This window comes from Ignavibacteriota bacterium, assembly GCA_016218045.1.
GTDB lineage: Bacteria > Bacteroidota > Ignavibacteria > SZUA-365 > SZUA-365 > JACRFB01.
The window spans coordinates 165,569-180,316 of sequence record JACRFB010000001.1; the positions used below are offsets into that span (position 1 = coordinate 165,569).

At 53.5% G+C, this 14,748-nt stretch carries 9 protein-coding genes; 3 read left to right on the top strand and 6 right to left on the bottom strand.

Features of this window, described 5'->3' with window-relative positions; all coding sequences use genetic code 11:
* Positions 1-120 precede the first annotated feature (120 nt).
* Positions 121-801 carry a hypothetical protein gene (locus HY962_00690; protein MBI5645419.1) on the top strand — a complete coding sequence of 227 codons (681 nt, stop codon included), beginning with the start codon at positions 121-123 and terminating at the stop codon, positions 799-801.
* A 248-nt stretch (positions 802-1,049) separates the two neighbouring features.
* Positions 1,050-1,358, top strand: coding sequence for a hypothetical protein (locus HY962_00695; GenBank protein MBI5645420.1), 309 nt, complete (start codon positions 1,050-1,052; stop codon positions 1,356-1,358).
* 391 nt (positions 1,359-1,749) lie between these two features.
* Here HY962_00695 and HY962_00700 read toward each other — a convergent pair whose 3' ends face one another.
* The 6 genes from HY962_00700 to HY962_00725 all read right to left on the bottom strand — a co-directional run bounded on the left by HY962_00700 (position 1,750) and on the right by HY962_00725 (position 11,195).
* Positions 1,750-2,184 carry an OsmC family protein gene (locus HY962_00700; GenBank protein MBI5645421.1) on the bottom strand — a complete coding sequence of 145 codons (435 nt, stop codon included), beginning with the start codon at positions 2,182-2,184 and terminating at the stop codon, positions 1,750-1,752.
* A gap of 63 nt (positions 2,185-2,247) precedes the next feature.
* Complete coding sequence (locus HY962_00705; protein ID MBI5645422.1) at positions 2,248-3,651, bottom strand: sigma-54-dependent Fis family transcriptional regulator; 1,404 nt, start codon at positions 3,649-3,651, stop codon at positions 2,248-2,250.
* Positions 3,652-3,677: 26 nt separating this feature from the next.
* Positions 3,678-5,012, bottom strand: a complete 1,335-nt coding sequence (locus tag HY962_00710) for a GAF domain-containing sensor histidine kinase (GenBank protein MBI5645423.1) — start codon at positions 5,010-5,012, stop codon at positions 3,678-3,680.
* Between the two features lie 217 nt (positions 5,013-5,229).
* The gene (locus tag HY962_00715) at positions 5,230-6,045 is read right to left on the bottom strand and encodes a hypothetical protein (GenBank protein MBI5645424.1); all 816 of its coding nucleotides are present in this window, start codon (positions 6,043-6,045) and stop codon (positions 5,230-5,232) included.
* Positions 6,046-6,239: 194 nt separating this feature from the next.
* Positions 6,240-8,849 (bottom strand): T9SS type A sorting domain-containing protein, encoded by a 2,610-nt coding sequence (locus HY962_00720; GenBank protein MBI5645425.1) that lies wholly within the window; start codon positions 8,847-8,849, stop codon positions 6,240-6,242.
* A gap of 102 nt (positions 8,850-8,951) precedes the next feature.
* Positions 8,952-11,195, bottom strand: coding sequence for a hypothetical protein (locus tag HY962_00725; GenBank protein MBI5645426.1), 2,244 nt, complete (start codon positions 11,193-11,195; stop codon positions 8,952-8,954).
* Between the two features lie 183 nt (positions 11,196-11,378).
* Here HY962_00725 and HY962_00730 point away from each other — a divergent pair, with 183 nt between their 5' ends.
* Complete coding sequence (locus tag HY962_00730; protein MBI5645427.1) at positions 11,379-14,651, top strand: lamin tail domain-containing protein; 3,273 nt, start codon at positions 11,379-11,381, stop codon at positions 14,649-14,651.
* Positions 14,652-14,748: the final 97 nt, after the last annotated feature.

Genomic DNA, 14,748 nt, shown 5'->3' on the forward strand with positions numbered 1-14,748 from the left:
GCCATCATGACATCGTATGAAAGCTCCCTACTGCAGGCATGTATGATTGCCTTGTGGATTGGCTTTACTCCGCATATATTTCAAACGTGACTTTGCCTAGGTCTTAAGACGATGCGCGCAATGCGAAACTTTCTCTTGGTGATTGCTCCTCTCATTTTCATCGGGCCCATTACGTCGGCTCAAGATGACGGTCGCATTGTGTTCAAGGATCCAAAAAGTCCAGAAAACGAAGTGCTGACCGACGAGGAGCTGAGCCCGAAGACTCACGCGTGGGGACTCGACTTGATGATCGGAAACGACGGCTTCGGACTCGGAATGTTTTACCATCATCTCCTCAATGACGTTGTCACCGCCTTCGCCACGTGTAGTTTTTCGGAGGCTCGCGATGTGCGACAAATTGATTTTGTAAATTATTGGACGGGTGCTCAGTGGTCTCCGAATAAGGTAAATCGGGTCTTCCGGGTCCCCCTCTTCGTTGGCGTGCAATACAGGCTCTTTGCTGAAGATATCACGGACAATTTCCGCCCATACGTTCAGGCCGGGGCTGGGCCTGTGATGCTCTACATCACACCCGCGGAAAAGGAATTTTTTTCGAGCCTCACCGATGGCTTTACCAAGTACACCTACGGCGGCTTTGTTGGCGCGGGTGCACAATTCGGCTTTGACAGGTCGAGCGTCTTCGGATTAAACCTTCGCTACATGATCATTCCTACTCCCAAAGGCATCCAGAGCGTCCAGGAAGGAGTTCTTGCCAACGCGAATGGGTTCTTCATAGCCATTAATCTGGGGATATCGTTTTAGCGACTCGCTCTTCCCATAGTTGACAAAAACCCGCCGATATGCGGGTTTTTTTGTCGCGATTTCGTGTTGATGGCGTCCCACACTGATACCCACAGAGTGCGGAAAAGTGCCGGAGTACGGATTTCCAAACGCATCGAATGATTCGTTGCCCTCGGCACTATTCTTGCACTGTTATTGAGAAAGAGAACTTTGCGCCTCAGATAATGCAATCGGTGCTGATAATCGCGGAAATCACAACGGGAAAACTCGTGCAGAAGTATCTTCTCCACGAGTATTCCACCGTTGTTCTCCACCACGACAGCAGTGTAGAGTCACTGCCTGATGGTCATTTTGATACTATCATCCTCGATGCGTCTCGTTGTCCGGAAAATATTCCTGGTGCACTCCGCGAGCTTGCAGTTCGCACGGCCTGCTCCCGCATTATTCTGCTCCGGTCGATGGAAGCTGCTGACGGAGAATCTTTATCGCTATCCGAGCATCCTACAGTGGAAATATCTTGGACCAGCAAACCCATCAAATTGGCTGAATTGGCCGAACTGCTTCGGGCACGGGCATAATGTCCACGAAAACGGCGAAAAATCAATCAAATTTAGCTAAACACATGTCATAGTGAGAAAAGTTTCCGAAGAGCTTGACTTTCGTACACAAGAAAACATATTTTTACGCAATGCTTTACCTTCGCCCTCCTCTCACATATCATATACCTACCTGCGTTGACACAGGGGGTCGTTACGTTTCTCGCATGTTCGGCCTTGTCCGGACAACGTCCTCGCGAATCCCTTCTACTCCGTACCCCCCACGGTGTAGTTACAACTAGGTCACATCTATTTGAGGATTCAACCTCACGCCGCCGCAAGTACACCCCCCTTGCGGCGGTCCTTTTTTTATCCAGAGATAAAAGACACGGACGTCCGTTTCACCCAGTATGGCACGCAGGAAAATCGAAGGTTATTCGGCTTCGGAGATGGTGTATGAATGTGTGATGTCCATTGCCTTTCGGTACATCGCTGTAACGCCACAGTATTTGTCGAGTGAGAGATTGATTGCTCGTTCCAGATCCTGCGCCTGCAATCCGGTGCCAAAGAACCGATACTCGATGTGCATTGAGGTGAATACTTTCGGATGCTCCTCAGTCTCTTCTGCGCTGATCGCCAATTCGAATCTGTCGAGAGGCACTCTTTTTTTAGCGAGAATTGAGGCGACGTCGCTACCCGTACACCCCGCCAAAGCCAGCAACATCAGCTCCTTAGGCCTGATCCCTGCATCAGCCCCTCCAAATGCAACCGGACCGTCCATCGTAAGCCAATGCTTGGAGTCCGTGCGTCCACTGAACGTGATTCCGTTCTTAGAGATCTGTGTTACGAATGCGGTTTTCGTTGCCATATCGTGGTCCGTAATATGAAGGTTCTTCGTGTGTGATGCTCGCCGGCCACGAAAGGTTCACCTCTAATCCTCGATCAAATCCTCTTCTTCAAGCAGGCGATAGACCGTCGTCCGGCTGATAGAAAGCCTCTGGGCTACCTCGCTGATATTCCCCTCGCACAGTTCAAATGCTTTTCGGATAATACTCTTCTTGAATGACTCGAACGGCAGGAGATCGTTGGGAGATGTCATCTTGAACATGGTATCGGTGAGTTGCGCCGATACTCCGTCATCACCGTAGGCACTGATCTCGATCGGGAGGCAGTCAAGGGTGATCACCGGATCCTCCGTGAGAAGAATGGAGCGCTCCACAACACTCTGCAATTCGCGGACATTACCAGGCCATGGATATCGCGTCATTGCGAGAATGGCCTCTTTGGAAAATCCGCGCACATCCTTCTGCTGCCTGTCGATAGATTTCTCAAGGAAGTGTTCGGCCAGGAGCACGATATCGTCCTTTCTCTCACGGAGCGGTGGAATACTGATTGGGAAAGTCGCGAGGCGGTAATATAGATCCTCCCGGAATGTGCCATCCTTCACCATGGATTTCAAGTCGCTATTCGTAGCTGAAATGATTCGTACATCAACCCGAAGTGAATTCAGGCCACCAACCCGGCTGAATTCTTTTTGTTGAATAGCGCGCAGTACTTTCGCCTGTAGCTTGTATTCCATCGTACCGATCTCGTCGAGGAATAGGGTGCCGCCATGAGCAGCTTCAAACTTCCCGATTTTCTGTGTGTCTGCGCCGGTGAACGCACCTTTTTCGTGACCGAAGAGCTCGCTCTCAAGCAGCTCCGAAGGAATCGCTGCGCAATTGACAACAACAAAGGGCTTGTCGCTCCTATTTCCGATCTGATGCAATGCGGTGGCGATCAGGTCTTTGCCCGTGCCACTCTCACCCTCGATCAATATCGAAACGAGAGAATTCGCTGATTTTCGTACGAGGCGAAAGACCTCTTGCATACGGCGGTCGATCGAAACAATACTCGGGAAGACCGCATTCTCGGCCAGGCGTTGCTGCATCTGGCGCACTTTCATCGCGAGTTCAAATTCGCGAATGGCATTTCGTGTTACGACTTCAAGCCGTTCCCGGTCGACAGGTTTTTCAAGGTAATCGTATGCCCCATAGTGAATGGCGTCGATGGCAACCTGAACGCTGTTCTGCGCTGACAGCATGACGACTGGAATATGCGGGTACTCTGCCTTGACACGCTTGAGTATCTCGATGCCGTCGATCTTAGGCATCATGATATCGAGCAGAATCAAACACGGCTCCTGTGCAAGGTTGTCGAGGCAGGCCTGCGGGTCGTCAAACTCACGAACTGGAAGCTTCCACAGTTTTTCAACCCACATGCGCAGAAGCACAAGGTTCTGCCGCTCATCATCGACGAGAAAAACAGGATGATCCTGTAAGCTTATTTCATCCATCGTGTGCCTATGCCAAGCAATGTGTTTTAGTGTAGCGCGGTATCGATCGGGAAACTGCATCGGAAGGAGATTCCTTCCCCATCTCGGCTTTCCACAGTGACAAATCCATGCAGGGAATCTACAATGTCTTTGGCAATGCTCAAACCGAGGTTTCCTCCAGAGTATCCCGATAGCGCGCTTGGCATCGTCGCGATGTCAAACAGTCTGGCTGCGTCCTGAGCGGACAGAGAGGTCCCGTTGTCGGAAATTATCATCTCCACAGCATGGGGTCCTCTGGCAAGCGAGAGACTCACCCAGCCGTTCGTTGAGACTCGAGTGACACAGTAGTTCAGAAGAATACCCAGCAATCGCGAGACCGCCTCAGGTTGACCCACAAGTTCAACTGGGCTTTCGGGAGCTGTAAAATAAATATCGATACCTTCTGGGCGTACACGCTCACGTATTTCTTCTATCGCACGTGCCGCGACGGTTGTAATATCCAGAAGGCGGCCTTGCTCAGAGGAATCAGCTGAGAAATCAGCTGTCGTGAGAATGTTCTGCACGAGTGACTCGAGTCGACGGGCCTGCTCATAAATGTGCGTCAGGCACATACGTCGTATTTCCGGATCATCATCCAAATCCTGATTTTCGAGCAGGGTTGCCGAGAAGCCGAGCAGGGTGTACAAAGGTGTACGGAACTCGTGTGCGAATGCGGAAGTGAGTGAGTCCCGCCATTTGCGCACAGCATTGATCTTCTCCGATGCGGAGGTCGTGATCACCGCTGACTCCAGCGCTTGTATCTCGCGCTTCTCGATGAACTCGCGCATGACCTCGTTTTGTAGAGCCATGCCGATGACTCCAGCAATGGATTGAAGAAACACAAGAAGACGGCCGTTCCACCGATGCAATGCCGTACAATCGATGAATTCAAGGAAGCCCCACCACTCCCCGCTGACACGAATCGGTACAAGGAGAACCGACTGTGCGGCTCTGGATTCAAGCAGCCTTCGGATTGATGGCGTTGCATCTCGAAAATCCGAGAGAAATGCATTACCGTCTTCCAACTTTCGCTTCCATGCTAAACCGCCGGCGGTTTCCATGGTGCCATCAAAATAGGGGGAATCGTAATCGTAGGATGTCTGCTTCTGGTGCTGTATCCATCTGTTCCGCACTTTCATCGTCGTCAAGCCGTTAGCGTCCCCGTGCACCGAAACGAGGTACGCTCTATCGGCACCAAGCGCCTCCGCAAGCATCCCGAGCGAAGATTGTTCAAAAAGATTCGAAGGATTGGATACAAGCGCATCAACGACCTGCTTCACCAGCGAGGCCGACGATAATGCCGCCTTCTTCTTTCGAACTGTTTTTTTCTTCTCTTCGATCATGGTCTTTTAAGCCGACATAGAATACTCCGGCACAAGAATACACCTACAAAAACCATTCCTACCCATTTCACGTTGAAATACCTTTGTTTCCGCGTATTTTCAGATGTTTTTCAACCAGATTTCTGTCTGTTTCTGGAACAGCGGCAAAAGCTTGTTTCGATTTTGTACAAAAAAAAGCCCCGTTCGAAGAACGGGGCTCATGATTATTATTAGAAAATCAGCCGCGGGTTCCGATGACTCCGCCTCGGCCGCCACCTTTTCCTGGATCGCGTTTCCCGTGCATTTTATCCCAGATGGCCGCCTGCTCGGGTGTGAGGAGTGCGCGGATCGCGGCATCGGTTTCCTGCTGAAGACCGGCAAGCGCCTTACGAAGACCTGCGGGGTCATTGGCAAATTCAACACGAAGTTCGGCGATACGCTTCTGCTGCGCCATAAGAATTTCCTTGATCTTGCCCTGAACTTCCGTATCGAGCTTCAGCATCCGTGTCCAGACCTTGATCTGGTAGTCGATGCGTGCTTCAATCATCTTGTCCATACGCTCCTTGCGTTCCTGCTCAAGCTTCTCCTTGAGCGCCTGGGCATTTGCGATTTGCTCGGGAGTTACGATTCCCGGGGCGACGGCGGAGCCGTTGATCTTTTCCATCAAGGCCAGGTGCTCGGCGTCGAGAGCTGCCTTTTTTTCTTCGGGAGTGAGAGTGGTGTCGCGAATGATCTCGAGACGACGCTGATTGGAGGCCGTGATCGCTTCCTTCAACGCTGTCTTGGTCGCATCATCCATCTCGGGATTCGCCGCGAGGAGGAGGCGTACCCAAGCCATTGCCCCGGCATCACCGATGCGGCGCGGATCAATCTTTCGATCGCCCGTAGGATCGTCGCCCAAGATGCTGTTGTCGAAATCGCTGATGCCGAGGAGCTGATCATCAAGAACGACGGGGGCCTGCGTATCGACCGGCGCGGTGAGATTGGACTGCTGTTCGCACGCACTGACAATGAAGGCGAGCGCAACAAGCCCACTGAGGAAAAGATGTTTCATTAGACGCTCCAGAGTGATGAGAATGTGTGTCTTTGGAATCTGCGTTTTAGACCGATGGCTGCAAATCCGGTTTAATGATCCTGAGAGCACCAATTCCAGCCGGTCATCATGCCGGTAATGAGACAACAGTCCAAGCGTAAAGGTTACAGTGGATTACAACACCAGGGCGGTTGTGGCGACGACAGGGTCTCGAGTCAGTCGAGTACGATCAGCTTCATAGTTTTGGAAATATTGCTCAACCGTACATGCAAGAAATACAAACCCGGATCGAGGGAGGGGAGTGCGTAAGGCAGGATATTCCTTCCAGGTACTACCCGGATGGACTTTGCGGAAACGATCGATCTGCCTCGAAGGTCGAATACAGCGACAATCAGCTCGTCAGGATTCTGAGCATCCACGTGCAGATGTAGCGACCCTGCGTCACCCGAACGTATCGGGTTCGGGGATATCTCCTTAATAGCCATGATCAAAGGAGAATTGGCGCGATCCTGCAGCCCGACAACCGCATCGATACTCCATATACCCCTCCCATGGGTGGCTGCGACGAGCCGAGCCCCGCCATCGATAATGAGGTCTTGCACAACGACCCGGGGAAGACCAGTACCGAACCGCTCCCATGTGCCGCCTTCGCGATGCATCCAGACACCGTCATCGGTCCCTGCAAAAAGAATTCGTGGATTCAGGGTTGAGATGACAAGCGCATTAACCGGGATATCAGGGAGTCCTGTCGAAATGTCGATCCACGTCCCTCCGGCATCGGTCGTTTCAAATACATGCCCTTCGTCGTATCCTGACAAAGAAACCCATGCACGCCGAGCGTCAAGATTGTGCACAGCTATATCTGTAACCCACCTTCGAGGTAATCCACTGGAGACATCCGTCCACGTCGGCTGCGCACTCAAGCTGTTGTCACATCGCTGAATTTTCCCATCTCCGGTACCAGCATACAGTACTGCCCTATTCGCTGGGGATCCCGCCAGAACTGAAATAACGGATTCATACGGGAGAACACCGGTAGTTAGATCGGGACTGATAGGCACCCATGCTGGAGATTTTGATGGATCGGCGGGATCTCGTGCCTCATACACACGCTGAGTCGCGGTATAGAGGATTGAGGGAGAAGCCCGATAGAGAAGTGGTTGTAACCAGTTTTTTCGGTCGCTCGCAGTGATTCCATCCGACATCGGGCCCCACGTCTGGCCACCGTTGGTGGAGCGGAAAGGGAAGATGGAAAGGGTCCCCAGTGTGAAAATGGTGGACCCGTCGGACTGAACGTCACCACCATCCACATCACCTCGAATAATCTGCCATCGATCTGGAGCAGTAGAAAATCGGGTTGTGCCGTTGTCTTGAGTGCCCCCCAGCAGGTGTCCAGACGGGCTCCCATGTACAGCAAGACGGTAATACTGTGCTGTGGTGAGTGTTTGCCCTAAAGATCCCCAAGTGCTCCCATTATCTGAAGTTCGATAAATCCCTCCATCGTTTCCAACGAGCACGTTGCCGCCGGGCTCAAATGCGAAACAATGCTGGTCGACGTGTACAGACTGATTCCCGAAGGTGAGCCGAACAAAATTCAAACCGGCATTCGATGAGAGATGAATTTCGATGCCGCCAACATATACCTTTGATGGATCCGTAGGTGATACCGCGATGGCAAAATTGTAAAATGCCTGTCCGAGCGGAAAATCACGCGGAAGGTCTGTTGGCAGGCGCTCCCATGTGTCTCCGCCGTCGCTACTTCTCATCAATGCGAGGAAATCATCGCTGGTGATTGGCCGTGCGACGAGCGCATACACCACGTTGGGATCAGCCGGAGTGCCGCCGAGGAGTATACGTCCAGTGGAATCTCCAGCAGGAAAATTTCGGCCGAGCTTCGACCATGTAAACGGCCGCCCTCCAGCACTGGATCGATACACACCGTTTGAAGGAGAACCGAGATCATCCCCAACGGCGGCGTACACAACACCAGGAGCAGCGTCCTTATAACGTACATCGGTAACAACTCCGGTGAAAACATTCGTCCAGTTCTTCCCCTCGTTTACCGATCTGTACAATCCATTTCTCGAGGCTGCGAAAACTGTGTCGAAGGATGTCGGATGCAATGCAATGCGGCTGATAGCACTCGGTTGAAACGGCCAAGGAGGGAGAGTCCAATTTTCCCCTCCATCGCTACTCCGTGCAACACCAGCTCCTTGGAAGACCGGGGCCGCGATGGCCCGCGACAAGGGGATGGTGGCCTCACCCGTTCCGGCGTAGACGATGCGCGGGTCGCGTGCGTCACAGGCGATTGCACCAATCGCGAGTGCGGGAAGTGCGTCCATCGTGGCGCGCCAGGTGCCGCCTCCGTCTGTGGATTTGAAAACACCTCCTGCGGCCGAGCCCGCGTAGAGGGTCGATGGTGTATTCGGATCGACGGCCAAAGCTCTGATTCTGCCAGCGATATTTGTCGGGCCGATGGAACTCCATGCTGTTGAGAACAGATGTTCCGAAGTCTTTGGAAGAGCGCTCCCTGCGTCCGTGAGAAATGACCGCTGTGCTCGCTCCAGTTGTGCGGGAGTGCATCCGAATGCCCGTTGTCGGTAATAGAACTCCTGTCCGGGTGCACAACGAGCGCCGTTAAATTCTTCATGTAGAACGTCGCGATCCTGGACAGTAACGGCGGCATTCCTTTTCTGCCCTGACCCGGCCCCGGTCCACCGTTCATCAATCCCGACACTATGCTCACCAAGCCAGAGCAGTATTTTCGCGACAGCAATGGCTGTACAGAACAGCAGTGTAATGGAACGAAAAGAAGAAGGTTTCATCGGAGACTTGAGACGGTCGTGTTACACGTAACGGAATCTACGCCGTGTGGATCTCTGATTCTACTCAAAAGTATATCGCCGCGCTTTTCTCGCGTTACACTGTTATTCCCAGATGCTCGAAAGCACGGCGGCGTCGCTGCGAAGATGCGCTTGTGTCGAAACGCCGAGTTCGATCGGTGTCTCAATCACAACCGCTCTTCCGACCAAGGATGAGAATGCAGACTCAAATGCCTGCCTTCGAAGGGAATCTCCTGCCATACATGACGGAATGGGGAGCACTCCATCATTGACATAGAGCACATCAAGGGACGGGAGGCGTGCCAGTGTCCGGACTCCAAACCGCCCCGTATCAACACGCGAAATGAGAAGCGCATGGGATGCCACACCTGGATCCGCGAACAGTTCCATCAGCGCTTCTGCGAACGTTTTCGTGGCTGCAATGTCGGTGTTCTTCAGAACGAGGCGATACCAGTTGTTTTTCCGCCGAGTCACCACTACTTCCCCCGCTTCCACAAGCCCGGCGGCCTGCATGGCGACGAGTAGTGCACCTCCCACTAGCTGCAGGTATTCACTCATCGGAACGGAAACTTCAGACGGCTGCATTGCACGGAGTCGGAGCCACTGACGCATTACAGCAAGCGTCGCAAATCCTGTGCAGATTCCCGCAGCGATGGCGCCGGAAAAAAGCGGAAGAAGCAAAAAGGCCGAAAGTACGGCACCTACAACAAGCACCCCCCACAGCGTCCCCTGAAGTCGAAGTGTACTACCACGTTCCTGGTACCGAGCGATGTCGTTCTTGATCTGGAGCATGCTGCGATGTGACGCGGACCGGTTTTCCCCCTCCTGAAGATGTATCGAAACAGCGGGAATTTCTCGACCCGAATATTCAGTGCCAAGGCCCCATGCGCGTGCCGCAACTCTTCGGTCCGGAATGAGTTGATGGTCAATATCAGCAGGAACGGAATGTACAGGCGCCACACGGGAGAGCCCGGGATGTACTGCACCGGGACCTCTTTCAATGGCTCCATCATCAGCAGGAATGAAGATATCCCTGATGTTATCAGCCCATCTGCAGAGGGACTTGGCCCGTCCTTCATCTGTTGCCTGCAGCAAGTCCCAGTATCGTACGAAAGGAACCGACTGTTCAACCGGGCCTTCGTGCACATGGAGGTGTTGTCCGATGTAATGCCGTACCTTCTCCGTAGAGAGATCAAACACAGTGTTCACACGGGTCTCGAACCATCCGTATTTGAGAAGATCTGCTTCGACGATGACACACCTGGTGATATCCCGGTTGATCAGCTCTTGGACTGCAATCACGTACGAACGTGAATTCCAATCCGCACCCGATCCATGCAATTCCGAGAGTTCATCATGGGCCTCATGAGACAGGCGTACATCCCAATTCTCAATGCCGATGAGACGTTGGATATCGGAGAGTAGTGGGATGACCATGTCATCGCGGCACATCATCGTTGATCCAGTGAGTAGAATGGGATGCAGGGAGGCAACCCGTTCATCAATGCTCATGGCGGAAAGAAGCAAACGCCCCACTGTTTCTTCATGCTTTGGTCGATTTCCGGCTGAGGTCCCCAGAGCAGAATCGACAACAACCAGTGAACGAAACCTATCCTGCATTGATTGTGCCTCATGCAGCATCATTTCCATTAACAGGTCGATACGACCTGTTACGGTTGGGGGTCGATCATCCTCGACCGATGGATCCTGAGCCTCGGTTCGGCTGTCACCCGCGACACGGGCATAGACGTCGAACGGAGGCAATACTCCATCACGGACGAGGGCTGGAAACGATTGCGTCACACGCAGAAGTCCGTCCACATCCGTCAATTCGCTGCGGGAGGTGGGGACATGATGCGAAATGCGGACGATGCTTGCGTTCGCAGCCTCGCGAAGCGAGTCCACGACCCATTTCCAGGATGAAGAAAGTTCCTCGACGCAATCAAGGATCACCAGACGATAGCGAAATTTCACCAGGTGCCGCGACAATCGGGCCGCATCAACGCCAGGATCGTTTTCATCACCTGAGGGAAGTGACGGAATTGTGAGCAGCACAACCGGAGCGCACGAGTAAGGCAATACGCTCACAGGATGCAGTGAAACATCTCCCCAGATCTTCCGCGCCGCTCCATCGAGCACCGGGGAAATTTTTTCGCAGCGATCATGCCACACCGCCTGCATTGCTAGATTTGGCGATAAAATGAGAGCACGTGTTTTTAATGCTTCAAGAAGTCGTGTCACGATCAGGCGCTTCTCGGCGACGGATGGCGTTGATATTTCTACCTCACGAATACCAGTGCGGAGCGCATGCGCAACCGTTTCGATCATGTCGAGTCGGTCCGCAGTGCCTGTATCTCGTGAAATAAGGGACGTGCCGAGCGTCGGGAAAGGGCGCATGGGGCAAAAGTACGCTCAATGTCGGAGAGCTGAAAATCTGGACAGCGGAGAGTTCATTTGTCGGTCATCCGTTCCGTATCTTTCGGGAATTACACGATCGAAAAAGGACGTACCATGTTTCTGTCTCGCGCAACATTACTGTTTCTCTTCCTCGGCGCAGCCGTTTCGGCACAAAAAGCCACCACTGTTGTCATCAGCGAGTTTGCAACACGCGGTGCAGGGAATTGCAATACCGCCTGCGAATTTGTGGAACTGTACAATCCCACATCGGCGGATGTCAACCTTGGCGGATGGAAACTGCAGTACCGCTCAGCGTCCGGTTCGTCCTACAACACTGTCGCGACGATTGCAGCAGGCACGATGATTCGCCGCAATTCCTATTTCCTTATCGCCCCGTCTTCATGGGTTGGGCCACCTGCTGCTGACGCGAGTTGGACAGGGTCGGGATTTGCGGACAACGGCAACATCCGCATCGTCGATGCCGCAAACGCGGAGATCGACAGGGTCGGATACGGGTCTGGAAATGATCCGAAAGTGACTCCTGCCCCGAATCACGGAGAGCAGGCGAATAACAACAGCGTTGAGCGCAAGGCCGGGGCATCATCTACCGCGTCTTCAATGGCTGCCGGTGGCGCGGAGGAATTCGCCGGGAATGCGTGGAACAGCAACAACAATTCGGCGGATTTCCTCGTTCAGAACGGCGGACGGAATCCACAGAACAGCACTAGCCCTGCTGAACCAAAGACCGCGGACGGATCCGGCCGATCCTACACGACGCTCGAATTCGTAAAAGTCGACGAAATACGAGATGTGCCTATCGTCTTTATTCCGGCATCGGGACAATCGGTCGTGGATCTGCGCATCGCCATCCCTGCCGGTGTTGCATGGTCGCGCACTGCTTCAGATGTTTCACTCGGTTCAACGATGAGTGCTTCCATCGACGTGGTTGATGATACAGTACTATTTGGAGGGCTCTCCTTCTCTGCGGATTCCGGGATAGTGACACTACGCTCTCAACGAATGCCATCCATAACAGGCGCTCTCACCTACACTGTTTCCTCCAGGGCGGCGGGCGGATCGTTTCTCCCGGTGCAGACGCAGCCGACAATCGTTGTTCTCGGGGGACCGATTCCAATTTCCACCGCGAGAGAGAACGATGGCACGGGAGTGCCGCTTCGCCTGAATCAATTCGTCACTGTCAACGGCATCGTCACCTGCGCGAAGGAACTCGGAAGTCCTTCCTTCCTGGAGGATGTGACCGGCGGGATTGCAGTGTACGACTTCAACTTTTCCGACTCCGTCGTCATCGGCGACGAGGTGACGATCAGCGGCAAAGTGACACAATTCAACGGACTGACAGAGTTGACCGAAGTTGTGATTCATGAACGTGTTGGAGCAGGCGGGAATCCATCCCCACTCGTGCTCCGTGTTACCGATATCCTTCAAGACGGTGGAGGCGGGCTGGAAAAATATGAAGGTCAGCTCATCCGTTTGAACAACGTCACTGTAAATACAAACTCCTGGAACGTGACCGGATCAGGAACCAATTATAAGTTGCGTGATGCCAGCGGCGAGATGGACGTGCGCATCGATAAGGACGTGAATTTTGTAAACAGTCCCGCGCCTGCGAGCAGTTTCGACATCGTAGGTGTGCTGGGCCAATTTCAAGCTGCTCCGCCTCTCGTCGGAGGGTACCAACTCATGCCACGGCGGGGATCTGACATTATTGCGACAGGCCCGCACTTCACCCAACTCCCCGTCGAACGGGACATCACTACGAGCGGCATGACGCTTGATTGGCGTACTGGCCTTGCCGCTGCCGCATATGTCCGGTATGAAACAGCGGAAGGCGTTGAACTCGGGACAGCAACGGGCAGCAGCAGCAGATTGGAAAACAGCGTGACACTCTCAGGTCTGAATCCGGGCACAATTTACCGCGTGCAGGCGTACAGTGTGGCAGCAGGAGATACGAGTTTTGCACAACCACAGTACGTTGTCACCGCCTCTGCAACCTCCACTGGGACCATCAACGTCTATTTCAATCAGAGTGTCGATCAGACCATTTACCCTCCGCTTCCCGCTCAAGGGAGTGTGGATCTCAAGAACAAGCTCCTGGACCGGATCGATGCAGCAAAATACAGCATTGATCTGGCGCTCTACAGCTTCAGCGGCATGACCGGCGACGATGTGGCTGCCTCGCTTCGATCCGCCGCGCGCCGCGGTGTAAAGGTGCGCGCGATATTCGAATCCGACAACGCTTCATCAGCCGCGGTATCCGCGTTACGACAGGATGTGCCCGTCATCCTCGATTCGTACGATCGGGTGAACGCGGGTGCGGGATTGATGCACAACAAGTTCATCATCATCGACGCGCGGGACCGTTCGAGTGACACAGACGATTGGGTCATCACCGGATCGTGGAATGTGACTGATCAGGGGACGAATGCTGATGCACAGAATGTGGTTGAAGTGCAGGACCAGGCCCTCGCCATGGTATACACACGGGAGTTTGAGGAAATGTGGGGATCCACGTCCGACACGCCGAATAGTGGTGTCTCCCGTTTCGGTATTCGAAAATCCGACAATACTCCCCATAGAGTGAATGTGCGCGGGACGATGATCGAGTCGTTTTTCAGTCCAAGCGATCGTGCGACCGAGTACTTGCGTTCCTCGTTTGCCGGAGCAGCAGCATCTGTCTACTTCGCCATCCTGACCTTCACGCGTGAGGATTTGGCGACTACACTGACAACCATACGCTCAGCGGGAAAAACAGTGCGAGGGGTGTTTGACAACAGCAGTGACCAGGGTTCGAAATACACAGCCCTGAAAAATGGCGGTATGGACGTCTGGTTGAAAAAGAACCTTCCCGGACTGCTGCATCATAAGTATGCACTTATCGACGTTGACCATACCGCCCCCGGGGCCGATCCGGTCACTATCACTGGGTCGCATAATTGGTCGAATGCAGCCGAGTTCGCAAACAACGAAAATACGCTCGGGATACACAATCGTGACGTTGCAAGGCAATATTTACAGGAATGGGCCAAACGGTACAGGGACGCCGGCGGCACGGCGCCGATTATTCTTGGTGTCACATCTGCGCCCGAGGGATCTGCGGCATTTGAGATCACTGATCTCTACCCGAACCCGCTGTCGAATGCTGCAACAATATCGATCAGCTTCAGGCAGGCCACGGCATCGGATCAAATTCTTCACATTACGGATGCACTTGGCCGCACAGTTGCCGCTCTGCCTCTCGGAAGCCGGGAGGCGGGATCTCACACCGTAACAATTGCAACCGGGTCTCTGTCCACCGGACTTTACTTCGTGCGATTAACGGATAACATGGGCGCAACACGCGCGATACCACTCGTAGTCAACCGATAACTGGAATCCGCCGGTTCATTGTGTGGCTGAGGGACACAGGTACTCTCCAGCCGCGCAATCGGGGCATCGCCGGTGCGAGACTGTGCGTCTCGTACTC